At 73.8% G+C, this 24,812-nt stretch carries 23 protein-coding genes and 1 pseudogene; 3 read left to right on the plus strand and 21 right to left on the minus strand.

What is annotated here, in order from left to right:
* The 4 genes and pseudogenes from ABZ321_RS56440 to ABZ321_RS56455 form a co-directional block, all read right to left on the minus strand.
* Positions 1 to 191 (minus strand): annotated as a pseudogene (locus ABZ321_RS56440) (hypothetical protein); the annotation flags it as partial.
* Positions 188 to 1,558: a UbiD family decarboxylase gene (locus ABZ321_RS56445; RefSeq protein WP_354905053.1), complete on the minus strand. Its 1,371-nt coding sequence runs from the start codon at positions 1,556 to 1,558 to the stop codon at positions 188 to 190. The gene ABZ321_RS56445 and the pseudogene ABZ321_RS56440, both read right to left, overlap by 4 nt.
* Positions 1,555 to 3,066: a 4-hydroxyphenylacetate 3-hydroxylase N-terminal domain-containing protein gene (locus tag ABZ321_RS56450; RefSeq protein ID WP_354905055.1), complete on the minus strand. Its 1,512-nt coding sequence runs from the start codon at positions 3,064 to 3,066 to the stop codon at positions 1,555 to 1,557. Before ABZ321_RS56450 ends, ABZ321_RS56445 begins: the two co-directional genes overlap by 4 nt.
* Entirely contained in the window at positions 3,063 to 3,623 is a 561-nt protein-coding gene (locus ABZ321_RS56455; protein WP_354905104.1) for a flavin reductase family protein, read from the minus strand. The genes ABZ321_RS56450 and ABZ321_RS56455 overlap by 4 nt, the downstream gene beginning before the upstream one ends.
* A 97-nt stretch (positions 3,624 to 3,720) precedes the next feature.
* On the opposite strand from ABZ321_RS56455, the gene ABZ321_RS56460 reads away from it, so the two are divergent.
* Genes ABZ321_RS56460 through ABZ321_RS56470 form a run of 3 tightly spaced genes read left to right on the plus strand, consistent with a single transcriptional unit; the run spans position 3,721 to position 6,960 of the window.
* The gene (locus ABZ321_RS56460; protein WP_354905058.1) at positions 3,721 to 4,920 is read left to right on the plus strand and encodes a CoA transferase; all 1,200 of its coding nucleotides are present in this window, start codon (positions 3,721 to 3,723) and stop codon (positions 4,918 to 4,920) included.
* 28 nt (positions 4,921 to 4,948) lie between these two features.
* Positions 4,949 to 6,160, plus strand: a complete 1,212-nt coding sequence (locus tag ABZ321_RS56465) for an acetyl-CoA C-acetyltransferase (protein ID WP_354905060.1) — start codon at positions 4,949 to 4,951, stop codon at positions 6,158 to 6,160.
* Complete coding sequence (locus ABZ321_RS56470) at positions 6,157 to 6,960, plus strand: enoyl-CoA hydratase-related protein (protein ID WP_354905062.1); 804 nt, start codon at positions 6,157 to 6,159, stop codon at positions 6,958 to 6,960. Before ABZ321_RS56465 ends, ABZ321_RS56470 begins: the two co-directional genes overlap by 4 nt.
* Positions 6,961 to 6,965: 5 nt before the next feature.
* Here ABZ321_RS56470 and ABZ321_RS56475 read toward each other — a convergent pair whose 3' ends face one another.
* The 17 genes from ABZ321_RS56475 to ABZ321_RS56555 all read right to left on the minus strand — a co-directional run bounded on the left by ABZ321_RS56475 (position 6,966) and on the right by ABZ321_RS56555 (position 24,785).
* Positions 6,966 to 7,886 carry an SDR family NAD(P)-dependent oxidoreductase gene (locus ABZ321_RS56475; protein WP_354905064.1) on the minus strand — a complete coding sequence of 307 codons (921 nt, stop codon included), beginning with the start codon at positions 7,884 to 7,886 and terminating at the stop codon, positions 6,966 to 6,968.
* Positions 7,887 to 7,962: 76 nt separating this feature from the next.
* Positions 7,963 to 8,796 carry an enoyl-CoA hydratase/isomerase family protein gene (locus ABZ321_RS56480; RefSeq protein WP_354905067.1) on the minus strand — a complete coding sequence of 278 codons (834 nt, stop codon included), beginning with the start codon at positions 8,794 to 8,796 and terminating at the stop codon, positions 7,963 to 7,965.
* Complete coding sequence (locus ABZ321_RS56485; RefSeq protein WP_354905070.1) at positions 8,793 to 9,662, minus strand: acyl-CoA dehydrogenase family protein; 870 nt, start codon at positions 9,660 to 9,662, stop codon at positions 8,793 to 8,795. Before ABZ321_RS56485 ends, ABZ321_RS56480 begins: the two co-directional genes overlap by 4 nt.
* Entirely contained in the window at positions 9,659 to 10,810 is a 1,152-nt protein-coding gene (locus ABZ321_RS56490; protein ID WP_354905073.1) for an acyl-CoA dehydrogenase family protein, read from the minus strand. The genes ABZ321_RS56485 and ABZ321_RS56490 overlap by 4 nt, the downstream gene beginning before the upstream one ends.
* A gap of 17 nt (positions 10,811 to 10,827) precedes the next feature.
* On the minus strand, positions 10,828 to 11,631 hold the full coding sequence (locus ABZ321_RS56495) for an amidohydrolase family protein (protein WP_354905076.1): 804 nt from the start codon (positions 11,629 to 11,631) through the stop codon (positions 10,828 to 10,830).
* Entirely contained in the window at positions 11,618 to 12,667 is a 1,050-nt protein-coding gene (locus ABZ321_RS56500) for an LLM class flavin-dependent oxidoreductase (RefSeq protein WP_354905079.1), read from the minus strand. Before ABZ321_RS56500 ends, ABZ321_RS56495 begins: the two co-directional genes overlap by 14 nt.
* Positions 12,664 to 14,754 carry an acetate--CoA ligase family protein gene (locus ABZ321_RS56505; RefSeq protein WP_354905082.1) on the minus strand — a complete coding sequence of 697 codons (2,091 nt, stop codon included), beginning with the start codon at positions 14,752 to 14,754 and terminating at the stop codon, positions 12,664 to 12,666. Before ABZ321_RS56505 ends, ABZ321_RS56500 begins: the two co-directional genes overlap by 4 nt.
* A gap of 8 nt (positions 14,755 to 14,762) precedes the next feature.
* Complete coding sequence (locus ABZ321_RS56510) at positions 14,763 to 16,505, minus strand: thiamine pyrophosphate-dependent enzyme (protein ID WP_344500382.1); 1,743 nt, start codon at positions 16,503 to 16,505, stop codon at positions 14,763 to 14,765.
* Between the two features lie 85 nt (positions 16,506 to 16,590).
* Positions 16,591 to 17,478 (minus strand): polysaccharide deacetylase family protein, encoded by an 888-nt coding sequence (locus ABZ321_RS56515; protein WP_354905086.1) that lies wholly within the window; start codon positions 17,476 to 17,478, stop codon positions 16,591 to 16,593.
* Positions 17,465 to 18,181, minus strand: coding sequence for an isochorismatase family protein (locus tag ABZ321_RS56520; protein ID WP_354905088.1), 717 nt, complete (start codon positions 18,179 to 18,181; stop codon positions 17,465 to 17,467). Before ABZ321_RS56520 ends, ABZ321_RS56515 begins: the two co-directional genes overlap by 14 nt.
* Before the next feature lie 117 nt (positions 18,182 to 18,298).
* Positions 18,299 to 19,456, minus strand: coding sequence for an acyl-CoA dehydrogenase family protein (locus ABZ321_RS56525; RefSeq protein WP_344500376.1), 1,158 nt, complete (start codon positions 19,454 to 19,456; stop codon positions 18,299 to 18,301).
* 22 nt (positions 19,457 to 19,478) lie between these two features.
* Positions 19,479 to 19,637, minus strand: a complete 159-nt coding sequence (locus tag ABZ321_RS56530) for a hypothetical protein (protein ID WP_344500374.1) — start codon at positions 19,635 to 19,637, stop codon at positions 19,479 to 19,481.
* Positions 19,634 to 21,205: an FAD-dependent oxidoreductase gene (locus ABZ321_RS56535; protein ID WP_354905091.1), complete on the minus strand. Its 1,572-nt coding sequence runs from the start codon at positions 21,203 to 21,205 to the stop codon at positions 19,634 to 19,636. The genes ABZ321_RS56530 and ABZ321_RS56535 overlap by 4 nt, the downstream gene beginning before the upstream one ends.
* 4 nt (positions 21,206 to 21,209) lie before the next feature.
* Positions 21,210 to 22,073, minus strand: coding sequence for an ABC transporter ATP-binding protein (locus ABZ321_RS56540; RefSeq protein WP_344500370.1), 864 nt, complete (start codon positions 22,071 to 22,073; stop codon positions 21,210 to 21,212).
* A complete protein-coding gene (locus ABZ321_RS56545; RefSeq protein WP_344500368.1) occupies positions 22,070 to 22,981 on the minus strand; it encodes an ABC transporter permease in 912 nt (303 codons plus the stop codon). Before ABZ321_RS56545 ends, ABZ321_RS56540 begins: the two co-directional genes overlap by 4 nt.
* Positions 22,981 to 23,991: an ABC transporter permease gene (locus ABZ321_RS56550; protein ID WP_344500366.1), complete on the minus strand. Its 1,011-nt coding sequence runs from the start codon at positions 23,989 to 23,991 to the stop codon at positions 22,981 to 22,983. The genes ABZ321_RS56545 and ABZ321_RS56550 overlap by 1 nt, the downstream gene beginning before the upstream one ends.
* Positions 23,988 to 24,785: an ABC transporter ATP-binding protein gene (locus tag ABZ321_RS56555; protein WP_354905095.1), complete on the minus strand. Its 798-nt coding sequence runs from the start codon at positions 24,783 to 24,785 to the stop codon at positions 23,988 to 23,990. The genes ABZ321_RS56550 and ABZ321_RS56555 overlap by 4 nt, the downstream gene beginning before the upstream one ends.
* Positions 24,786 to 24,812 lie beyond the last annotated feature (27 nt).

The following is a 24,812-nucleotide window of genomic DNA, read 5'->3' on the forward strand; positions in this document are numbered from 1 at the left end:
CAGGCGGGCTGGGCGGCCGCGGCGGCCCGCACGGCGCGGTCGACGGTGGCCGCGTCGGCGACCGGCACGTCGGCCAGCGGCGCACCGGTCGACGGGTCGACCGTCGGCACGTGGCGCAGGCCGGCGACCGGCTCGCCGGCGACCAGGATGCGCGGGGCGATCCGGTCCCGGACGTCCTGCGGATCGATCATGAGGCACCTGCATCGGGGAACAGCTCGGACCAGCGGGCGCGGACCTGGTCGCGGACGCCGGCCGGCACGTCGACGAGGACCGAGCGCTCCGGGTCGGCGCCCAGCGGGCGGGTCGCATCGATGCCGAGCTTGGAGATGGTCCGGCCGACGGACATCGGGTCGACCGGGTTGGACTTCATGCCGGGCACCACCAGCAGGTCCTCGTGGGCGCGCATGCGGGTGGCGACCGCCCACTCGACCTGCCGGGGGTCGGCCGGGTCGATGTCGTCGTCGACGACGGTGACGTGCTTGATGAGGTCCTGGGTGCTGAACGCGGCCAGCATCGCCAGGCGGGCCTCACCCGGGTTGCGCTGCTCGATCGCGATGACCGCGTGGAAGCGGCAGCTGCCGGCCTCGGTGAGCACGACGCGGCGGGTGCTCGGCACGACCGCGCGGACCGCCCGCAGCAGCGTCGCCTCCCGCGCGACGGCGCCGGTGACGAGGTGCTCGGGGTGGTTGCCGCCGACGATCATCGTCAGCCACGGGTCACGCCGGTGGGTGACCGCGGTGACCCGCAGCACCGGGTTGTCGCGCATCGGCGCATACAGGCCGGGGAACTCGCCGAACGGGCCTTCCGGGGCGCGGTCGCCCGGGTGCAGCAGCGCCTCGATCACGATCTCGGCCTCGGCCGGGACGAGGACGTCGACCGTGCGGCCGCGAACCATCCGCAGCGGCTCGCCGAACAGCGCCCCGGCGGCGTGCGCCTCGTCGAACGGCACCAGCAGCTGCGAGGCGGCGGCGACGGCCGGGTGGCAGCCGAGCGCGACCGCGACCGGCATCGGCTCGCCGCGCGCCCACCACTCCTGCAGGAACTGCCAGGAGTGGGTGGGGGCGAAGTTGACGCCGAGCCGGTCCGGGCCCTGCACCTGGAGCCGGGCGATGGCGAGGTTCTGCCGGCCGCCGCCGGGCGGGGCGCACAGCAGCACGCCGGCGGAGAGGTACCGGCCGCCGTCGCGCTCGCTGATCGCCGGGATCGGCAGCAGCCCGGTCAGGTCGATGCCGTCGGTGACGACGACCTCCTGGCAGGGCGCGTCGTCGACGACCGCCGGCGGGACCGGCGAGTCGAGGGCGGCGGCGAGCACCTCGCCGAGCCGCTCGTCGTCCACGCCGAGCACGCAGGCGAGCTTGTCGCGGGTGTTGAGCAGATTGCCGACCAGCGGGACCCGGTAGCCGGGCACGTCGTCGAAGCGGACCGCCGGGCCGTGCGCCAGCTCCCACAGCACGGCCGCGGCCTCGTACTCCCAGCCGACCGGCTCGGCGACGACGACGGCCTTGCCGTGCCGCCGCAGCGTCTCGAACGCGCCCCGCAGGTCCTGCCCCAAGGTCACCCCCGCACCGGGTCAAGCGCGTCGCCGGCCGGCGGGAGCGCCGTGTCGCGCAGCCCGCTCAGGTCGTAGCTGTCCAGCATCGTGTCGACGAGCCGGCGGCCCGCGCCGAAGTCGTAGGCGTCGTACATGCGCATCTTCACCACGAACGGAGCTCCCGCGTAGAACATCTCGTACTGGTGGTGGCGGCTGGCGAACTCCGAGCCGACCATGTCCCACACCAGCTTGAGCAGTTTGACGCGCTCCGTGGCGGGATATCCCGGGGATTGCACGAACCGGTTCACGTCGGCGGCGATCGCCGGGTTGGCGAAGTCGTTGGCCGAGGACGGCAGCTGGATCAGCCCGCCGCCGCACAGGTCGCGGATCATCACCAGCAGCTTGGCGTACAGGTCGGGCTGCAGCGCCATGTTGGCGAAGCACTCGGCGCGGCCGGGCCAGGCCACGCCGTGCTCGTCGACGGTCGCGTGCTGCTCCTGGGCGAGGACCAGCCCGGTGACGGTGGCGACCTGCGCGGCCATCTCACCCAGCGCGCCCTTGACCGGCGGCAGGTTGACCGAGCCGTTCATCTCCGCGACCCGGTGGGCGAGACCGATCAGGAACTCCAGCTTGGTCCAGAACCGGATCTGGGCCTGGTTGTTGCCCAGCAGGTGCCCGGCGGTGGCGAACCACTGGCGCTTGACGACGTCGAGGTTGCGGTAGGCGAACACGTGTTCCCACGGCACGAACACGTCGTCGTAGACGAGCAGCGAGTCGGTCTCGTCGAAGCGGGCGCTGACCGGGTAGTCGAACAGGCTGGAGGAGGCCGCGGCGTAGGAACGGCGGGCGTAGATCTTCACGCCGGGCGCGCCGACCGGGACCATCGCGGCGAGCGCGTACGCCTCGTCGCCGGGTTGCAGCGGCGCGATGTTGCTCAGGTAGACGTAGTCGGAGATGGCGGTGCCGGTGCCGAGCATCTGCGCGCCGCGCACCACGATGCCGCCGTCGCGCTCGGCCACCACGCCCGCGTAGAGGTGCGGGTCGGCCTGCTGGTGCGCGGGCTTCGAGCGGTCGATCTGCGGCGGGAGGATGGTGTACGTCATGTACAGGTCCTCGTCGCGGGCCTTGGCGTGGAACGCCTCGACGTTGCGGGCGAAGTGCTCGCCGCCGGCGGCGAAGACGTGCGAGTGACCGGCGAACCCCGCCAGGAACCCGGCCACGTGCTCCGGGCCGCGGCCCATCAGCCCGAAGGTCTGCTCCGCCATCGCCTTGAGCGCGATCCGGCGGCGGGTCAGGTCCGCCGGCGAGCGCGGGATGAGGTGGGCGAGGCTGACCGGCTCGCCGGTGGCCGGCGAGGCGAACGTGAGCTGATCACGGTTGGCCTTGTCGTCGACGGTGTCGTAGAGCGCGGCGACGGAGCGCACGGCGCCCTTGAACGCCGGGTGCCGGGTGATGTCACCGACGAGCTCGCCGTCGATGAAGACCTGGCGGCCGTCGCGCAGCCCCTCGAGGTACTGGTCGCCGCTACGGGTCATCGGGCGCTCCCAATGGTGGGGAGCGGTGCGGTGAATGGCATGCGCGTCGTCTCCTGTAGCGGGTGCAGTGCCTGGTATCCGCGCTGGTAGTGCACCAGCGGGCCGGGATCGGGAGCCGGGCCCAGCCCGATGCCGCGCACCCGTCCCACGATGACGTGGTGGGTGCCGGCCGGGAAGTGCCGGTAGGTTTCGCAGTCCACGAAGGCGAGCGAGCCGGCCACCGCCGGCGCCGTCCATTGTGGAGCGTCGATGAGCCACTCCGGCGGGAGCACCTTTGACCCCCCGGGGCGCGAGCAGTGCTCCGCGATCGGCTCGGCGCCGACGCCGAGCAGGTTGACCCCGAAGTAGCCCGAGCGCAGCACCCGCTCGTAGGTCCGGGTGGCGCCGTGCACGCAGATGAGCACCAGGGGCGGCTCGCTGGACACCGAGCTGAAGGCGGTGGCCGTCATACCGACCGGCGCACCGTCGGCGTCGTGGACCGTGATGAGGGTGACCCCCGACGCGTAACGGCACATCGCTTCCTTGAAACTGTCCGGCGTCAAGCCGGCCGGTGTCATCGTCACAGCGACTCCCGTATTCTAGGTCTGGTATAAGACTAGCTTACCTAGGTACAATAACCAAGACCTTTCATTTCCGGTGGCGAGCGAGGAACCGATGAACCACACCGGCGACGGGCCACTGCGCGGCCTGCGCGTGATCGAGCTGGCGAGCTACATCGCCGCACCGCTCTGCGGCCTCACCCTGGCCCAGCTCGGCGCCGACGTGCTGCGCGTCGACCCGCTCGGCGGCACCCCCGACCGGCACCGATGGCCCCTCGCCCCGAGCGGCGCCAGCCTGTACTGGACCGGCCTCAACCGCGGCAAACGCTCCATCGCCCTCGACCTGCGCGCCGAGCAGGGCCGGCGGCTGCTCGCCGAGCTCGTCGCCGGCGCCGACGCCGTGCTCACCAACGCCGGCAACCGCCCCGGGCAACGCTACGAGGACCTGCGCGCGACCCGCGACGACCTCATCTACATCGAGGTCGCCGGCGCGCGCGGCCGCGGCTCCGTCGACTACACCGCCGACGCCGCGGCCGGCTTCCCGCTCGCCACCGGCACACCCGAGACGTCCGAGCCGACCGGGCACGTCCTGCCCGCCTGGGACGTCGCCTGCGGGCTCTACGCCGCCGTCGGGCTGCTCGCCGCCCAGCACGACCGCGCCGCGACCGGCCGCGGCGCGCACCTCGTCATCGGCCTGGACGACGTCGCCCTCGCCACCGCCGGCAACCTCGGCTACCTCGCCGAGGCCGAGCTCACCGGCGCCGGCCGCCCCCGCGTCGGCAACGCCGTCTACGGCACGTACGGCCACGCGTTCGCCACCCGCGACGGCCACATGATGATCGTCGCGCTGACCGCCCGGCACTGGAACGACCTGCTCGCCGCGACCGGCCTCACCGTCGCCGCTCACGCGATCGAGGTGGCGCTCGGCACCGACTTCACCCGCGAGGAGGAGCGGTTCCGCCACCAGGGCCTCCTCGACGCCCTGCTGCAGCCGTGGTTCGCCGCGCGGAGCACCACCGAGGCCGAGGCGGCGCTGCGCCCCACGTCCGTGCTGTGGTCACGGTTCCGCACGTTCCGCGAGATCGTCACCGACGGCCGCGACGAACTGCTGGCCGGGCCGCTCTTCGACGTGCTCGACCAGCCTGGCGTCGGGCCGCACCTGGCCCCCGGATCCCCCATCACCGGCGGCGGCCGCACCCTCGGCGGCCCGCGCCCGGCGCCCGGGCTCGGCGAGCACACCCGCGAGGTGCTCGCCGAGCTCGGCCGCTCCCCCGCCGACATCGACCAGCTCATCGACTCAGGCACCGTCGCCTGACACAGCCACACCACAAGGAGGTCGACGGATGCCCGACGCCGTCATCTGCGCCCCGCTGCGCACCCCCATCGGCCGCTTCGGCGGCGTCCTGCGCGACGTCCCAGCCGCCGAACTGGCCGCGGCCGTCATCCGCGCCGTGATGGAACGCACCGGCCTGGACCCGGCCGCCGTCGACGACGTCATCCTCGGCCAGTGCAGCCCCAGCGGCGAGGCACCGGCCATCGGCCGGGTCGCCGCCCTCGACGCCGGGCTGCCCGAGACCGTCGGCGGCGCCCAGGTCGACCGCCGCTGCGGCTCCGGGCTGCAGGCGGTCCTCAACGCCGCGATGCAGGTGCAGACCGGCGCCAGCGACCTCGTCCTCGCCGGCGGCGCGGAGAGCATGAGCCAGGTCGAGCACTACGCCACCGGGCTGCGCTGGGGCGCCGGCGAGCACGTCGCGCTGGTCGACCGGCTGGCCCGGGCCCGCGCCACCGCCGGCGGCCGCGACCACCCCGTGCCGGGCGGCATGGTCGAGACGGCCGAGAACCTGCGGCGGCACTACGGCATCCCCCGCGCCGAGCAGGACGAGCTGTCGCTGGAGTCGCACCGGCGGGCCGTCGCCGCCCAGGACGCCGGCATCTTCGCCGCGGAGATCGTGCCGGTGACGGTACCGTCGAAGAAAGGACCGCAGACGGTCGACACCGACGAGCACCCGCGCCGCGACAGCACCCTCGAAGCGCTGGCCCGCCTGCGTCCCGTGCTCGGCCGCGACGACCCCGACGCCACCGTCACCGCCGGCAACTCCAGCGGCCAGAACGACGGCGCCGCCATCTGCGTCGTCACCACCCCGCAGCGGGCCGCGGAGCTCGGCCTCACCCCGCTCGTGCGGCTCGCCGGCTGGTCCCTCGCCGGCGTCGCGCCCGAGGTGATGGGCCTCGGGCCGGTCCCCGCCACCCGCCGCCTCCTGGCCCGCACCGGCCTGACGCTCGCCGACATCGACCTCATCGAGCTCAACGAGGCCTTCGCCGCGCAGGTCCTCGCCGTGACCCGGGAATGGGGCCTCACCGCAGCCGACTTCGCGCGGCTCAACGTGCACGGCTCCGGCATCGCGCTCGGCCACCCGGTCGGCGCCACCGGCGCCCGCATCCTCACCACCATGGCGTACGCGCTGCACCGCCGCGACGCCCGATACGGCCTGGCGACCATGTGCATCGGCGGCGGGCAGGGCCTGGCCGCGCTGTTCGAGCGGGTCGGCGCATGAACGGGCCGCAGTCCGACGTGCTGCTGGACGTCAAGGACGGCGTCGCCCGGATCACGCTCAACCGGCCCGAGCGCGGCAACGGCGTCACCTACGCCCTCGCCGCGCGGCTGCACGACGTCGTCGCCGAGGTCGCCTCCCGCCGGGACGTGCGGGTCGTCGTGCTCACCGGCGCCGGCCGGCAGTTCTGCGTCGGCGGCGACCTGGCCGGTGACGCGTTCGCCGCCGCGCGCCAGAACGTGCCGGTGGACGACGACGTGCGGGCGCAGATCGAGCGCGGGCGGCTCACCGAGGCGATCCGCGCGCTGCCGCAGATCACCATCGCCGCCGTCAACGGCGGCTGCGCCGGCGCCGGACTCGCCCTGGCCCTCGCGTGCGACCTGCGGATCGCCGCCGAGCACGCCGTGCTGCGCACCGCCTACCTCGACGCCGGGGTCAGCGGCGACTACGGCATCACCTGGCTGCTGCCGGCCCTGCTGGGCGAGGCGCGGGCGAGGGAGCTGCTGCTGCTGTCGGAGAAGCTCGACGCGCAGACGGCGCTGCGGTACGGGCTGCTGCACCGCGTCGTGTCCGGCCCGGCGCTCAACGGCACCGTCGACGCGTTCGCCGAACGGTGCGCTGCCCGCGCGCCGCTCGCCGTCGCGGCCATCAAGGAGAACCTCGCCTGCGCCGCCGGCGTGCCGCTCGGCGAGCACCTCGCCGCCGAGGCCCGCCGCCAGGTCGCCACCGCCCGCTCCGCCGACGCCGCGGAGGCGGCCGCGGCGTTCCTCGCCAGGCGGCCGCCCGTCTTCCACGGTCGGTAGTGGGCTCAGCCCTGCGCTACGGGGCCGGCCGCCCGCTTGCTGCGGTCGGTCATCGAGAACCGCAGCCGGGCCATCATGTTCTCCACCTCGGGGTCCCGCCCGGCCTGCGCGAACAGGCCCGGCACCCCGGCGGCCAGCTCGTCCTGGGTCCAGCGGCGCTCACCGTTGCGGATGAACGCGACGCTGGTGAACGGCTCGTACAGCTCCACGACGTCACCCTGCACCCCGAACACCTTGCCGGAGATCGTCCCGGCCGCGTCGCTGCACAGGAACGCCACCATCGGTGCCACGTTGTCCGGCGACCAGAAGTCCCAGCCCTCGCCGCCGCCGATCTCGCCGTAGGCGCCGGACGTCATCCGGGTCCGCGCGGCCGGGCACACGACGTTGCTGACCACACCGTAGCGGGCCATCTCCTGCGCGATGATCGACGACATCGCCACGATGCCGGCCTTCGCCGCGCCGTAGTTGGCCTGGCCGAAGTTGCCCAGCAGCCCGGCCGTCGACGAGGTGCCGACGAGCCGGCCGCCGGTGCCGGCGTCGCGCCAGTGCACGCACGCGGCGTGCGCGACCGCGTAGTGCCCGCGCAGGTGCACCCGGATCACGTCGTCCCACTCGTCCGCCGTCATCTTCACGAACGTGCGGTCGCGCAGGAACCCCGCGTTGTTCACCACCGCGTTGAGCCGGCCGAACGTGTCGACGGCGGCGGCCACGATCGCGTCGGCGACGGCGGTGTCCGCCACGTCACCGGCGACCAGCACCGCCCGCCCGCCGCCGGCCTCGATCTCCTTCACGGCCTCGGCGCCCGCGTCGGCGTCGAACTCCGCGACCACCACGCTGCCGCCGAGCGCCGCCACCTCGAGGGCCTCACGGCGGCCGATGCCGTGCCCGGCACCCGTGATCGCGACGACCTTGTCCACCAGGCTCATACCCACTCCTCCGCTGAGCTCCTGTCATTCCGGTGAGCGGCTCCTCCGCGGTACCGCGGGCCGCTCCTGCCGCCGCTCATTCCGCCTGCGGGTAGTCGCCGGCGAGCAGGCCCTGCTGGACCGCCGCGATCGTCTCCTTCATGCCCAGCTCCGCGCGGCGGGCCGCGATGAACTCCGCGCCCGGCGCCTGGTGGCTCACCGCGGAGAACTCCGCACCGGACAGCACGGCGTCGCGGAAGCCCTGCAGGTTCATGGTGCGGTTCAGTGCGTACTTCTTGACCGCCAGCACGTCGCTGGGCGTGTTCGCGATCCGCGTCGCCAGCTCGTGCGCCCGCTCGTGCAGCTCGCCGGCCGGGTACACGTGGTTGGCCCAGCCGAGCTCGACGGCCTCCTGGGCGCTGAACCGGCTGCCGGCGATGTACGCCAGCTCGCGGGCCTTCTTCGGCCCGACGAACCAGCTCGCCACCGGCGACAGCAGCCCGCCGCCGACCGGCAGCTGCGGCCAGCCGATGACGGCGTCGTCGGCGACGACGGTCAGGTCGCACATCACCGCCATGACCGTCGCGGTGCCGAGGCAGTAGCCCTGCACGGCGGCGACGACCGGCTTCGGCGAGTCCCAGATCCGCAGCCAGCGCTCCAGGCTCGCGCGCTGCCGCTGCCAGTCGGTGTACGAGGAACGGTGCCCCGCCGACGCGGCCCGGCCCGGGCCGGACATGTCGCCGCCGGTGCTGAACGCTCGGCCGGTCGAGCAGACCACGACGACCCGCACGTCCGGGTCGGCCTCGTGCGCGGTGAGCCCGGCGGTGAACCCCTCGAGCATCTCCGGGGCGAGCGCGTTGAGCTTGTCGGGCCGGTTGAACCGCAGGTACCCGACCCGGTCCCTGGTGAAGACCTCCAACAACTCGGTCATGCCGCGCTCGCCGTCAGCGCCGCCACGACGAGCCGGTGCGCCTGGGTGACGTGCCGCAGCGACCAGTGCAGGTCGCACTCCCAGGTGTAGCCGATCCCGCCGTACACCTGGATCGCCCGCTCGACGACGGAGGCGCACAGGTGCAGCACGTACGGTGCGCCGCCGGTCATCGCCGCCGGGTCGTTGCTGAACCAGGTGACGCCGCTGCGGGCCAGCTCCACGTCGCGGTGCATGTCGGCGAGGGTGTGCTTGACCGCTTGGAACGAGCCGATCGGCCGGCCGAATTGGACCCGGGTCTTGGCGTACCCCACGGTGTCCTGCAGCGCCCGGTCGGTGGCCCCGACGGCCTCCGCCGTGGCCAGCAGCGCATAGTCGCGCAGCGCACCGGCCGGGGCGAGCGGTCCTGGCGCGGTGTCCGCGCGGCCCAGCGGCAGCGACGGCGCGTGGTCGTCGACGGTGAACTCCCCCGTGACGGGCGCGGTGCCGTCGGCGGACAGCACCAGCGCCGCCTGCATCGGGTACGGCAGCAGGAACCGGTTCCACTCGGGCACCACGAGGGTGACCGGCGTGCCGGCGGGCGGCCGCTCGGCCAGCCAGCGGCGCGCGGCCAGGGTGCTCAGCAGCGGCAGGCCGACCAGGGCCCGGCCCCACGCCTCGGCCATCACGCACAGGTCCAGCAGCGTCACGTCGGCGTCGGTGCCCGGGGTGTCGCCGTCGGCGAGCTCGGTCCAGCCGCCGGCGGCGAGCTCGCCCCACAGCTTCGCCGGGGACCAGCGGTCCTCGCCGGTCGTGCCCTCGACCGCCATCTGGTGCACCGCGTCGGTGACCTCCAGGCCCAGCGGGCTGGGCAGGTATCGCGTGCTCACGCCTTCGCGCTCCCTTCGCGGGGCAGGCCCAGGACCCGCTCGCCGATGATGTTGCGCTGAATCTCCGACGTGCCCGACACGATCGTCGAGGCCCGGTGGAACAGCAGCCGGGCGCGGTACAGGTCGGTGTGCTCGGGGCAGCCACCGAACGCGGCCAGGTGCACGATCTCCTGCACCAGCTCGCTCCAGGTCACCTTCAGCACCGCGCTGGAGCGCGGCGAGGCGTCGCCGCCGGCCATCTTCTCCAGCGAACGCATCATCTGCCAGCGCAGCAGCTCGACCCGGGTGACGAACTCGGGCAGCCGGGCCGCGATCGCGGGGGCGTGCGCGGCGCAGTGCTCGGTGAACAGCCGCAGGTAGCCGTGCAGCTGGTTGAGGGCGATCGCGCCGAAGCCGACGCCGCGCTCGTGGGTCAGGATCGTGCCCGACACCAGCCAGCCCTCGTCCTCGGCGCCGACGAGCAGGTCGGTGCTCGTCTCGGCGCCGTCGAAGAACACCTCGTTGAACTCGTGGGTGCCGGTGATGTTGATCAGCGGCCGGACCTCGACGCCGGGCTGGCGCATCGGCACGAGCATCAGTGACAGCCCGCGGCTGCGGGAGCCGGCCGCGCCGGTGCGGGCCAGCAGCAGGCACCAGTCGGAGAACTGCGCGTAGGTCGTCCACACCTTCTGGCCCTGGATGCGGTACACGTCGCCGTCACGCACCGCCCGGGTGTGCAGCGAGGCGAGGTCGGAGCCGGCGCCGGGCTCGGAGAAGCCCTGGCACCAGTTCTCCTCGCCCTTGAGGATCGCCGGCAGGAACCGGGCGCACATCTCGGGCGTGCCGTGGTGGATGATGGCCGGCCCGGCGAGCAGCCGCCCGACCCGGCCGAGCCCCTCGGGGGCGTCCATGCGCGCGGCGATGTCGTTGAACGTGAAGTCCTCCACGACGCCGAGGCCGCGGCCGCCGAAGCGCTCGGGCCACGACAGCCCCGCGTAGCCGGCGTCGAAGAGCTGCCGGTCCCAGGCCCGGCGGATCTCGATCTCCTCGTCCATCGTGAGGTGGTCGCGACGCTCCCGCCACTCGGCGGGGATCGCGGTCGTCAGCCACGCCGTCACCTCGCGGCGGAACTCGTCCACCGCGGGGTCGGCGAATGATGTTGCCGGCACTCGTGCAGCCTCCTGATTCAGCGGTCCCAGCCCAGGCGGCGAAGCAGCGCGCCGCCCATGACCAGGTCGAGGTCGTCGTCCTTGAGGAACGGCAGCTCGTCGGTGAACATCGCGACCGCCTGCGCGTAGGTGCACGGCAGGCGGGTCGCATCGGTACCCCAGAACACGCGCCCGGCACCGAAGGCGTCGACGACGCGCTCGATGCGGGGCGCGAGACCGCGGTAGGGGTAGGGCTCGTCGGTGGCGCACGGCAGCGCCGACGCCTTCACCGACACGTTGTCGTGCGCGGCGAGCGCGACGAGCTCGTCGAGGATCGGGTCGAGGGCGTCGTCCTTGTCGTCGACGAACAGCCCGAGGTGGTCGACGATGAGGTTCAGGCCGGGGTGGGCGGCGGCGACCGGGCCGAGCTTGGCCAGCTGCGCCGGCGCCCACACCATGACGGGCAGGCCCTGCTCGGCGGCGACCGGCCAGAACCAGTCGGCGGTGCCGTCGTCGAGCCAGGAGACCTTGTGCCACGGCGGGAACGCGACCCGCACGGCCACGACCGCGTCGTCCGGCCACGCCTTGACCTGCTCGCGCGCCTCCGGCTTGTCGAGGGCGAGGTGGGCGGTGGTGCGGAAGCGGTCGGGGTGGGCCGCGACCGCGTCGAGGCTGATCTGCATCGCGGCCGGGAACGGCGGGACGAGCACGGCCCGGTCGATGCCGGCGGCGTCCATGTCGGCGAGGATCGTGGCCAGGGCGATGACCCGCTGCCCGAACTTCGCGGCCCGCTCCTCGTGGCCTTCGGGGAAGAGGTGGATCTGGCTGTCACAGGTGAGCATCGGCCGTCCTTTCCGATCGGGCGTGCTGGACGGCGGCGACGAGCGCGAGGCCGTTGGCCCGGGTCTGCTGGGGTGTGCCGCCGGAGGTGAGCTGCAGGACCAGTTCGTCGACGCCGGCGGCGGCGAACCGCCCGGCGGTGGCGGCGATCTGCTCAGCGCAGGAGTCCCGGTCGCCGGCGACGGAGTAGGCCGCCACCATGTCGTCGGGCACGAGCGCCGCCACCGGCCCCCAGTCGCGGAACCGCAGCTCGGTGGCGAGGTCGCGGATGCGCTGGGCCACCTCGGTCCACGGCGTGCCGGCCAGGACCGGGTGGTAGCTGGGGGTGGAGAAGTAGAACGCCAGCTGCCGGCGTACCGCGTCGGCGGCGGCCGCCGGGTCGTCGTCGACGACGCAGATCTTCCACGCCGCGAGCTTCGGCCGGTCCGGACCGGCGACGGCGGGGGCGACGACGTCGCGCAGGTAGGCCGGCGCGGTGGCGAGGCTGTGCAGGGCGATCCCGTCGCAGGAGCGGGCGGCGGCGCGCAGCATCACCGGGTTGAGGGCGGCGGCGTACAGCGGCACCCCGGCGCGCAGCGCCGCGTCCTGCGGCATGTCCAGCTGCGGGAAGTCGCACTGGTAGAACCGGCCCTCGAAGCGCAGCCCGCCCTCGGACCGCAGCGCGGCGCGGACCAGCTCGGCGTATTCGGCGGTGCGCGGCGCCGGGTGGTCGTAGCCGGCCGCGTCGAAGCGTCTGGTCCGCACGCCGCGGGTGCCGGCGCCCAGCCCGAGGGCGAACCGGCCGCCGCTGAGCTCGGCGAGGTCGGCGGCGGCCATCGCCACCGCGAGGGGTGCCCGGGTGAACGAGTAGGCGATGCCGGTGCCGATGCCGATGCGGCTGGTGTGCGCCACCAGGTGGCCGGCGCGGACGATCCCGTCGCCGCCGAAGCCCTCGGTGGTCCACACCCGGTCGAGGCCGGCCTCCTCGGCGGCCCGGGTGATGTCCAGCAGCGGGCCGAGGTGGCTGGTGGCCAGCGCCATCGAGATGCGCACGGTCATACCGGCTCGCCCTTGGGCAGCAGCACGATGTCGAGGATCTGCGGGCCGGCGGTGGCGTCGACCATGACCGGGTTCAGCTCCAGCATCGACCAATTGGCGAGCCGGCCGCCGACGAACTCGGTGGCGAGCCGGGCGATGAGCGCGGCGGTGGTGGCGCGTTGCCCGTCCGGCACCGGCAGGCGGTCCAGGGCCCGCTCGACGGCACCGTCCGTGGCGGGCAGCGCGATCAGCGACGAGTCGGTCTTGGCCTCGACGTCGCCGCCGCCGGATCCGACGATGAGGTACGGCCCGTACCACGGGTCGCGGTTGAGCGACACGAACAGCTCGACGCCGGTGCCGGTCTCCTCGACGAGCACGCCGCGCACGCCGGGCAGTCCGGCCGCGGCGGCGGAGGCGAGGACCCGCCGGGCGGCCGCCCCGGTCTGCTCCGCCGTGGCGCAGCCGAGCACGACGCCGCCGACCTTCACCTTGTGCAGCAGCCCGTCGGCGACGATCTTCACGACGTGCGGGTGCGCGAGGCCGGCCACGGCCCCGGCGACGCCGTCGACGTCCTCGGCCGCCACGAAGACCGCCTTCGGCATCGGCACGTCGAGCGCGTCGAGCAGGTCCCGGGCGGTGCGGCCGTCGGGCGCGTCGCCGATCACGTCTGCGAGCCCCGTCGCCCGCGGTGCCTCCGGCTGGGTGCGCGGGTAGAGCCGCGCCAGCATCCGGGCGGTGGTGGCGATCCCCCGCACCAGCAGCGTCTCCGGGTGCCGCTCCCGGAACGCGACGGCCCAGTCGGTCCACGCGAAGTCGCTGAGCGTCGACACGATGGTGGGGCAGCCGGTGGCGGCGCCCAGGTCGGCGTAGCGGTCGAGCGAGCGGCGGTGCACGTCGCGCTCGTCGTCGGCGTCCGGGAAGGTCAGCGCGTACGGGATGACGACGGCACGCACGGCCGGGTCGGTGTAGACGGCGTGGAACGCGGCGGTCACCTCCTCGTACGGTTTCGGCGAGGCGGTCAGGTCGATCGGGTTGCTCACGTACGCCCCGTCGGGCGCGACCGCCCGCAGCGCCGAGGTGGCCGCGTCGCCGAACGTGGCCAGCCCGACGCCCTCGTGGGTGAGCAGGTCGGCGGTGAGGGCGGCGGCGCCGCCGGACGTCTCGATGACCGCGACGCCACCACCGACGCCACCGGCGCCACCGACGCCACTGGCGCCGTGCCGGCTGAGGTATTCGGCGATCGCGGCGGCCCGGGTCAGCTGCTCCATGCTGCGCACCCGGATCACGCCGTGCGCGGTGAGCACCTCGTCGACGAGCCGGTCGGGGCCGGCCAGGGCGGCGGTGTGCGATCGGGCGATGGCCGCGCCGATCTCCGACCCGCCGGACTTCGCCAGCACGATCGTGACGCCCTGCTCGCGGGCGCGGGTCAGGGTCCGCTCCAGGCGGGCCCGGTTGCCGCCGAACGACTCGAGGTAGGCGGCGATGACGGTGGTGGTCGGCCGGTCGAGCATCGTCTCCATCGCGTCGATGGGGTCGAACGCGGCGCCGTTGCCGATCGACACGCACAGGTCGACGCCGGCGCCGTCCTCGGCCAGGCCGCCCATGATGGTGGTGGTCAGCGAGCCGCTCTGGGACACCACGGACACGCCGCCGACCCGCAGGTCCGGCGGGATGGGCGCGCCGAGCGGGGCGATGCCGGCGCGGAAGTCGGCGAACCCGACGCCGTTGGGCCCGTAGAGCCGGCTGCCGGTGCCCTCGACGATGCCGACCAGCTCCCGCTGCAGCCGGATGCCCTCCTCGGTGCCGCGCTCGGCGTACCCGTCGGAGATGAGCACGATGTGCGGGACCTTCATCTCGACCGCCTTGGCCACGACCGAGTTCGCGGCGGCGGAGTTGACGATGAGCACGGCGACGTCGGGGGTCCGCGGCACGAGGCCGAGGTCGGCGACGGTCGGCACGCCACGCACCTCGGGTCGGGTGCGGCTCACCGGCCAGATCTCGGCGTCGCCGAAGGTGCGCAGGTTGTGGAACAGCAGGTAGGTCCAGAGGCTTCCGTCGCGGGCCCCGACGAGCGCGACGCCCGGCCGGGGCGTGCTCTGTGCGGTCATGTGGTTGTTCAGCTCCGATCGCGGTTCATGACGGCGTCCACCAGCACCGGACGGCGCTCCTCGCGCACGATGCGCGCCGCGCGGGCGAGCGTCGCGGGCAGCTCGGCCGCGTCGGTGACCGGGCCGATGCCCTCCACCCCCTGGCTGCGGGCCAGGGTGGCGAAGTCGACGTCGGGGCCGGTGATGTCGATGCCGGCGGCCACGTCGGTGTCGCGGCCGCGCTGGTGGCCGATCTCGGTCTGGTGCATCCGGTCCTGGTTGTAGGTGCGGTTGTTGGCCATCACCACGAGCAGCGGCAGCCGCTCGTGGGCGGCGGTCCACAGCGCCTGGGCGGTGTAGAGGAAGTCGCCGTCCGGCTGGATGTCCACGACGAGGGTGTCGTCGTGGCGGTGCGCGAGCGCGGCGCCCAGGGCCGCGGGGACCCCGTAGCCGAGCCCGCCGCCGCCGGAGATGCCGAGGTAGCAGTTGAACTCGTCCATGTCGAACGCGCGGCGCGAGTTGCCGTACAGCGCGCCGAACGCGAGCTGCCACGCGCCGCCGCGGACCGCCTCGAACGTCTCGGCGGCCAGCCGGGCCGGGCCGAACGCGCCGGGCGCGCGGGACAGCCGCTCGCGGAACACCGCCGGGCCGCTCGCCGTGGCGCGCAGGGCCGCGGTGCGCTCGGCGGCGCCCGGCACCGGCAGCTCGGCGACGATCTCGGCGAGGCGCGGCAGGGCCACGGCGGCGTCGCCGGTCAGCACCGCCTCGACCCGGTCCCAGGCCGCGGCGGCCCGGTCCAGCGGGGCCCGCTCGATGAGCGCCGCGCCGGACAGCACGAAGACCCGCGCGCCGGGGCGGGGCAGCCAGGCGAAGTCGCGGTTGGCGACGTCGGTGCGGCCGAGGGCGAAGTACGGGTCGCGCACGTCGACGGCCAGGATCACGTCGGCCTCGGCGACGTCGGCGTGGTGGTGCTGGGTGCGGTCGGCCCAGTGCGTGTTGGGGAAGTTGTGCCGGGCGCCGAGGTCCACGACGCCCGCGCCGAGCCGTTCGGCGAGCGCGACGAGGGCCCGGTACGCGGCCTCGCTGCGCCCGGCGGTGTCGGCCAGCAGCAGCGGCCGCTCGGCGGCGGCGAGGGCCTCGGCAACGGGGAGCAGGTCGGCGTCGGCGACCGTCGGCGTGCTCTGCCGGGCCAGCGCGGTCGCGGGCGACCACAGCGCGTTGCGCGGCTCGCCGCTGACCACGTCCTCCTGCAGCCCGGCGTCGAGGGCGACGTAGACGGGCGCCTGCGGGAAGGCGGTGGTGATGCTGTGGGCGCGGGCGAGGCTGTGCACGGCGGCGTCGAGGCCGGCCGGCTGGTCGTCCCACTTGGTGTAGGCGCGGACCTGCGCGGCCTGGTCGCGGCTGGCGTGGATCCAGTCGATCCAGGGCCGGCGGCGGGCGGCGTCGGCCGGGCCGCTGCCGCCGACGACGAGCATCGGCACCAGGTCCAGGAACGCGTTGAACAGCGCCATGGAGCCGGTCTGCAGCCCGACGAGGTTGTGCAGCGCGACACCCATCGGCCGGCCGGTCGCCTTGGCGTAGCCGTGGGCCATGCCGACGGCGACGTTCTCGTGCAGGGTCAGCAGCAGCTCGGGCTTGCCCGCGCGGACCAGCGACTCGTGCAGGCCGCGCAGCGTCGCGCCGGGGTTGATGGCGAGGTGCTCGATGCCGAGGCGGGCCAGGACGTCGACCATGACGTCGCTGCCGTACCGCACCGCGTCGTCCGCGCTCATGCCGTCACCTCCGCTGCGCTCCGGCGCCGACCTGAGCTCCACCCTGTAATCCCGATTCGCGGCCCTCCGCTACGCTCCGGCCCGCTCATGCCGTCACCTGCGCCGCATAGTGCTCGGCGATGGTGCCGGGAGTGGTGAGCCAGATGTCGTCGCGGCGCTCGGCGAGCAGGTCCAGCACCCGGCGCAGGGCGTACAGCCGGTGCGGCTGGCCGGCGGTGAACGGGTGCAGGCTCAGCGCGTACACCAGCGGCGTCCGCGCCGGGCCCACCTGGGTCAGCATCTCGGTCAGGTGGTCGTGGGCGATGTCGGCGAACTCGCGGCCGGTGTGCCCGCGGGACAGCACCTGCGGGTAGTCGTTGGTCTCCAGCGGGTACGGCACGTTGAGCAGCGGCCCGCCGCGGGTCGACAGCCACACCGGCTGGTCGTCGATCGGCCAGTCGAGGGTGTAGGTGTAGCCGGCCTCGGCCAGCAGGTCTGGGGTGTTGGCGCTCTGCGTGGCGCCCGGGGACATCCAGCCGGCCGGGCGGGTCCCGAACGCGGCGGTGAGCAGCGCCGTGGACTCCTCGATCAGGGTCCGCTCCTCGTCCTCGGCCATCCCGCCCTGCAGCTCGGAGTTGGTGCGGCCGTGCCCGACGATCTCGCCGCCGGACGCGCGCAGCGCCTCGGCGACCGGCGGGTACAGCTCGGGGACCCACGCGTTGAGCAGGAACGCGGCCGGCAGGTCGCGGGCGGCGAGCTCGTCGAGGATGCGCCACAGGCCGACCCTGATGCCGTAGTCGCGCCAGCCGTACCGGCGGTGCTCGCTGTTCGGCGGGTCCATGCCGGGCGTCAGCGTCGCCCCGCCGCCGCCGTAGGCGAAGCACTCCACGTTGACGGCGACGTAGGCGGCCAGGCCGCCGCCGTGCGGCCAGGCGAACGCGGGCCGGTCGGTGATGGGGCGGTAGGCGTACCGCCCGGAGTCAGGCAACCGCATGGAACGGCCCCTTCGCGGCCCGCGCGACGTAATCGTGGGCCTCGGCCAGGCCGATCACGTCGGCGTACTTCTGGTCCAGGTCGAACAGGTTGATCCAGTGCGACGCCTCGATCCGGTCGAACGTCAGCTCCTGCACGACGCCGACGCGGTAGTTGAGCGAGAACGCGTCCAGGACCGTGGAGCGGATGCAGCCGCTGGTGACGCCGCCGCCGACGAGCAGCGAGTCGACGCCCCAGTCGGTGAGGTACGCGGCCAGCGGGGTGCCGAAGAACGCGCTGGGCTTCTCCTTGTCCAGCACCACGTCGGTGGGGGCCGGCGTGATCGGGTCGACGATGTCGAAGGCGCGCGGCGCCGGCTTCATGTCCTCGCGGCCGCGGCGGTTCTTGTCCAGCCAGCGGCCGCGGTTGAGCCCGTCGGGGCGGGGGCGCACCGGCCGGGTGTAGACGACCGGCAGGCCGCGCTCGCGGGCGGCGGCGGCGAGACCGGCCATGGCCTCGACGGCCCGCCACGCCGCCGGGCCGCAGGAGTTGCGGTATAGCGCCAGCGACTCAGCCTCGCTGAGCCCGGGGTCGCCGCAGAACAGGTAGGTGGCGTCGATGAGCAGGACGGCGACGTTGCCGCCGAGCCCCATCCTGGCGCCGTAGCCGGCCTGCGCGGCGATCTCCCGGTCGTGCTCGGTCAGAAACCTGTCCCACCCGCTCATTCCGCCACCTCCGCTGCACTGGGGTACCGCAATGCTTGCACGGTATCATGTACTCAAGTTCTATACTAGAGATAAACATATTGCCGAGACCCCTGCACCGGGGCGGTGCCCCGCCGGTCAGGCGTCGATCCCGCCCCGCTCCACGAGCTGGCGGGCGATGACGTTGCGCTGGATCTCGTTGGTGCCCTCACCCACGATCATCAGCGGGGCGTCGCGGAAGTACCGCTCGATGTCGAACTCCGTGGAGTAGCCGTAGCCGCCGTGCACCCGCATCGCGTCGAGCGCGATCTGCATGGCCGTCTCGGACGCGAACAGCTTCGCCATCCCCGCCTCCAGGTCGCACCGCCGCCCGGCCTCGGTGCGCTCCGCCGCGTACAGCACCAGCTGCCGGGCGGCGGTCAGCCTCGTCGCCATGTCGGCGAGGTAGTTGCCGACCGACTGGTGCTGCCAGATCGGCCGGCCGAACGAGTGCCGCTCCTGCGAGTAGCGCAGCGCGTCCTCGAACGCGGCCCGCCCCACGCCCAGCGCCCGGGCCGCCACCTGCAGCCGCCCCGTCTCCAGCCCGGTCATCATCTGGGCGAACCCGCGCCCCTCGACGCCGCCGAGCAGCGCTCCGGCCGGCGCCCGGTAGCCGTCGAACGACAGCTCGCAGCTCTCCACGCCCTTGTAGCCGAGCTTGGGCAGGTCCCGCGAGACGGTCAGGCCCGGCCCGTGCTCGACCAGCAGGATGCTCACGCCCTTGTGCTTCGGCACGGCGTCGGGGTCGGTCTTGCACAGCAGCGCGATGAGCTGCGAACGCCGCGCGTTGGTGATCCACGTCTTGGCGCCGCTGATCACGTACCCGTCGCCGTCGCGGCGGGCCGTCGTCGTCATGGCCTGCAGGTCGGAGCCGCCACCCGGCTCGGTGAGCGCCATCGTGGCCCGGATCGCGCCGGTCGCCATCCCCGGCAGGTACCGCTGCCGCTGCTCCTCGGTGCCGAACGCGAGCAGCAGCTTCGCCACCACCGTGTGCCCGCCCATCGCGCCGGCCAGGCTCATCCAGCCCCGGGCGAGCTCCTCGGTGACCTGCACGTAGCAGGACATGGACACGCGCGCCCCGCCGTACTGCTCGGGGATCGCCAGCCCGAAGACGCCGAGCTCCTTCATCGTGTCGATGAGCCGCTCCGGGTACTCGTTCGCGTGCTCCAGGTCGCGGGCGACCGGGCGCACGTCCCGGTCGACGAAGTCGCGGACCAGGTCGACCACGGCGCGTTCCTCAGCATTCAGGTCCGTCACGCCGCCACCTCCTTCTGCTGGTTCAGATGGCGCCGGCATCGCGCAAGGCGGCGATCTGCTCGGCGCTGCGGCCGAGACCGGCCAGGATCCGTTCGGGGTGTTCGCCGACCGCCGGAACCGGGTCCATGCGCACGCCGGCGCCGCCGGGGCGCCAGCGGGTCAGGCCGGGCGGTGGCGTCATCGCGGCACCGGCGACGTCGCCACCAGACCGGCGGCGACCTTCTCCGCCATCGCGTAGACCGTCAGGATCATCATGCCCCGCGGAATGCTGGGCATGAGGCTGGCGTCGCCGATGTACAGGTTGGTGAAGCCGTGGACGCGCCCGTCGAGGCCTGCCACCGCCAGTGGGTCGCCGGCCGGGCCGAGCCGGCCGGTGCCGGTGGCGTGGTGGAACAGGAAGATGTTGCGCCGGACGTACTCGCGCAGGTCCGCGTCCCCTACGGCCGACTCAGAGGCTTCAGGGGCGGCTTCAGGGGCGAACCAGTCGCGCACCGCCGGGTCGGCCAGCCGCCTGCGCAGCCACCGCAGGCCGCGGGCGATCGCGTCGAGGTCCTCGTCCCGGCCGATGTCGAGGTCGATGACCGGATGCGAGTGCGGGTCCGCGTCCGCGATCGTCACCGAGCCCTCGGCGGCCAGGTGGACGAGGAACACCGTGATCGGCAGCAGGCCGTCCGGCGGTGCGGTGTCGCCGTGGTTGACGCCGATGCTCAGGTCGTACGCGGGCAGCGCCGGGTCGCTCTTCACCCGGGCGAACAAGGACTGGCGCGTGCCCGGGACGTGCCCGCGCGCCGCCAGCCGCTCGGCGAAGCCGGGCGCCGTGCGCATGAACAGCCGGCTGCCGTAGTGGTCGTGCAGGTTCCGGCCGACGCCGGGCAGGTGGTGCAGCGGCACCCCGTCGCCGAGGATCGGCGCGAGGGCGGGCGCGTCGCCGATGCCGGAGCGCTGCAGGACCGTGGGCGTGCCGATCGCGCCGGCGGCCAGCACGACCCGGCGGGCGCGCAGCTGCGACGGCCGGCCGTCGCGGACGACGGCCACGCCGGTCACCGTGTCGCCGTCCCACAGCACCCGGTCGATGAGCGTGTCGCCGATGACCGTGAGGTTCGGCCGGTCGCGTACGTCGTCCAGGTAGGCCCGGGCGGCGTGATACCGCTCGTCGCCGTCGGCGTTGCGGGTGCCGTCCCCCCAGCCCTCGGCGGCGTCGGGGCCGGAGGCGTCGATCGGGCCGGGGAGGCCGGCCGCGGCGTAGGCCCGGCGCAGGTCGTCCAGCAGCGGCGACGTCGCCCGGTCGCGGGAGACGAACAGCGCGCCGTCCCGGCCGCGGCCCGGGGCGTCGTCGCCGCGGAGCCGCTCGACCTTCAGCAGGAACGGCCGGAGGTCCTCGAACCCCCAGCCCTCGGCGCCGAGCTCCACCCACCGCGCGTAGTCCTCGCGCAGGCCCCAGTTGATGCCGGCCGCGTTGATGACCGAGGAGCCGCCGAGGACCCGGCCGCGGATGAACGGGATTTCGTAGCCGTACGGCGCGACGTGGTACCCCCAGTCGTACGGGGTCGGCACGTACCTCGCGTCGTTGAGCACCGGCGGCCAGGCGCCGCCGCGGCTGTGGCCGAAGTCCGGGCCGGCCTCGACGAGCGCGACCCGCTCGCCGGTGGCCGACAGCCGGTTGGCCAGCACGCAGCCGGCGGTGCCGCCGCCGGCGACGACGGTGTCGAACGTGAGGTCGGACAGGTCTTCCGGCAGGGCTTCCGGCATGGGCTCAGGACCGGTCCCTTCGCTTCACGACCTTGGTCAGCTTCTGGTTGGCGACGAGCCCCTGCGTCACCGGATGCCGCGGCGCGGTCATGATCTCCTCGACGGTGCCGGTCTCCACGATCCGGCCCAGGCTCATCACGACGATCCGGTCGGCCAGCCGGCGCGCGACGCGCAGGTCGTGGGTGATCACCACGAGGGTGTTCGTCCGCTTCAGGACGCCGAACAGCTCGATGACCTCCTTCTGCGTGGTCGGGTCCAGCGCGGTCGTCGGCTCGTCGGCGACGATCACGGCGGGCCGGTTGACCAGGGCGAGGGCCACCATCACGCGCTGGCGCATGCCGCCGGACAGCTCGTGGGCGTAGCGCCGCATCGCCGCGTCCGGGTCGAGCTCGGCCGCGGTCAGGGCCTCCCGGGTCCGCGCCACGATCTCGTCCTTGCCGGTGGTGCCGTGGGCCTTGAGGACGTCGGCGAAGATCTTGTCCAGGCGACGCACCGGGTTCAGCGCGGAGGTCGGGTCCTGGAAGATCATCGTCACGGTGGAGCCGCGCAGCGAACGCAGCGTCTTGTCGTCGGCCTCGAACAGCGACGTACCGGCGACGCGCACCGAACCGCCGGTGACCCGGCCGCCGGGGCCGAGCATGCCGAGCAGCGCCTGGCCGATGGTGCTCTTGCCGGCGCCCGAGGTGCCCACGACGCACACGCACTCGCCGCGCCCGATCCGCAGGTCGACCGGCCCGATCCGCACCCCGTGCCCGCGGTCCGGGTCGCCGAGCTCGACGGTCAGCTGCGACACGTCGACCACCAGCTGGGTCGCCCCGGCCGGCCCGCCCGCACCGGTCGGCTTGGTCGTGTTGGTCGTCTCGGTCATCGCGCTCCCCGATCTGCCGGTGCGGTCGCGTCCAGGTCTGCGGCCTCGGCCGGTGCGAGCACCTCCGTCATGGTGGCCGCCGTGCCCGACCGGGACGCCGCCGCGGCCAGCCGGTCGGCCAGCATGTTCACGAAGACCAGCAGCACGACCAGCGCCAACGCCGAGCTCAGCGCGATCCAGGGGTCGCGGTTGAGGTACTGCTGCCCGTCGGCCAGCATGTTGCCCCAGGACGACGTCTCCAGCGACGGCCCGATGCCGAGCAGCGACAGCGCCGCGGCCGCGCCGAGCACGTCGCCGAACACGAACGCGCTGACGACCGCGACCCGGATGAGCAGCGCCGGCACCAGGTGCTCCCGGATGACCCGCAGCCCGTTGCCCCACACGAGGTTGCTGTAGACGACGTACTCCTGCTCGCGCAGCTGCAGCGTCTCGCCGTGCACGACCCGGGCGACCAGCGGCCACAGCGCGATGCCGAGCACCAGCGCGATCTGCAGGGTGCCCCGGCCCAGCACGCCGATCAGGACGACCGCCATCACGACGAACGGGAACGCCACCTCGAAGTCGACCAGCCGAAGGATCGCCCGCGCCCACCAGCGCCCGTACCACCCGGACGTGACGCCGACGAGCGTGCCGACGACCGCGGCGATCAGCGTGGCGAGCAGCGCGACCTCGACCGACCACGGCAGCCCGTGCAGCAGCTCCTGGAGGTTGTCCCGGCCGGCGCCGTCGGTGCCCAGCCAGTGCTGCGCGCTCGGGCCCTGCAGCCGGCTGCGGATGTCCTGCTCGGCGTGCCCGGCCCCGTGCTTCCACACGGTGAGGCCGAGGATGAGCAGGCTGATCAGCCAGTACAGCGAGCTCTTCACGCCGCGTGGCAGCAGCCGCCAGGTCCGGGTGCCGCTGGTGGCCATCAGCCGTTCCTCCTCAGCCGGGGATCGGCGATCCGGTACAGCACGTCCGACACCGCGGTGACGGCGAAGACGACCAGGCCGATGAGGGTGACGCCGGCGGCCAGCGACGGGAAGTCCGCGTTCTGCACGCTGACGACCAGCAGCTGGCCGAGGCCGTTGATGCCGAAGAGCTGCTCGACGATCACCGCGCCGGACAGCAGCAGCGTGAACTGCGTGCCCGCGGTCGCGATCAGCGGCACCAGCACGTTGGGCAGCACGTACTTGGTGCGGATCGTCGCGGGCGACAACCCGTACGCGGTCGCGGTGTGCACCAGCTCCGAGGACCAGACCTGCCGCGCGGCGCTCTGCACGACCCGGGCCAGGCGCGGCGCCGCCAGCCAGGCGAGGCTGATGCTCGGCAGGATCCACGAGTCGGCCCGGTCGAACCCGATCGCCGGGAGCACCTGCAGCTTGATCGCGAACACGGTGATCAGCAGCAGCGCGATGATGTAGTACTGGATGCCCTGGGTGGCCAGCACGATGCCGCTGACGACCTTGCGCAGCGGGCGGCGGCGGCCGGCGGCGGAACCGGTGCCACCGCCGATGTAGATGCCGATCGGCGTGGCGACCGCGACGTTGATGACCGTCGCGATCACGCACAGCAGGAGCGTCGTGCCGAGCCGGCCGGCGGCGAGGTCCAGCGCGGGGACCCGCTCGGTGATCGAGTTGCCGAAGTCGAACAGCAGGAACTGCCGCAGGAAGTTGAGGTACTGGATGATCAGCGGGCTGTCGAGCCCGTAGATCACGCGGATCTGGGCCACGTCCTCGGGGGTCGCCTCGGGGCCGGCCAGGATGACGGCCGGGTCGCCCTGGACCCGGGCCAGGAAGAACAGCACGGTGACGAGCAGGACCAGGAACCCGACCAGCTCGACCACCCGCACCCCGAGCCGCAGCGCGATGCGGCGGGCCACGGGGTCCTTGGCGTCCTGCGGCGGGGCGGCTGCGGGCCGCGCGGAGAGCTGCTGGGTCATCGCGCCGCCGCCGTGGTGAGTTCGGGGCCCGAGCCGTCCCATTCGTCGAGGTACCGGCTCGCGGCGATGAGCATGGCGGTGTGCGGGTGCTGCGGGTGGTCCAGCACCGACTCGGCCGAGCCGGACTCGACGACCCGGCCGTCCTGCATCACGTGGACGTCGTCGGCGAGCTGGGCGATGACCGACATGCTGTGCGAGACGATCAGGATGGCCAGCCCGACCTCGGCGTGCAGCTCCTCGAGGAGGCCGAGGATCTCCGCGGTGGTCACGTTGTCCAGGGCGGTGACCGGCTCGTCGGCGACGAGGATGGCCGGGCGCACCGACAGCGCCCGGGCGATGGCGACACGCTGGCGCTCGCCGCCGGACAGCTCGCGGGGCAACGAGTGCAGCTTGCTGGTGGGCAGCCGCACCCGGTCGAGCATCTCGCCGACGCGGCGGGCGATGTCGTCCTTGCTCATCGGCTCGCTGCCGCGCTGCCGGGACCGGGCCCGCAGCGGCTCGGCGATCGAGTCCGCCACCGACCAGCGCGGGTCGAGGCTGGCGTACGGGTTCTGCATGACGACCTGGATGCGGTTGCGCAGGGCGAGGGCCGCCTTCGCCGACACGGTCGACAGGTCGGTGCCGGCGATCTCGACGACGCCGCTGGTCGGCTTGGTCAGGCCCAGCAGGGCCCGCAACACCGTCGACTTGCCCGCGCCCGACTCGCCGATGAGCCCGACGATGCGGCCCCGCCGAATGTCGATGCTGACGTCGCGGGCGGCGTGCACCAGTCGGGCGCCGCGACGATAGGTCACACTCAGTGCCCGCACGGCGGCGGCTGA

This window comes from Dactylosporangium sp. NPDC006015, assembly GCF_040614215.1.
Taxonomy (GTDB): Bacteria; Actinomycetota; Actinomycetes; order Mycobacteriales; family Micromonosporaceae; genus Dactylosporangium; species Dactylosporangium maewongense.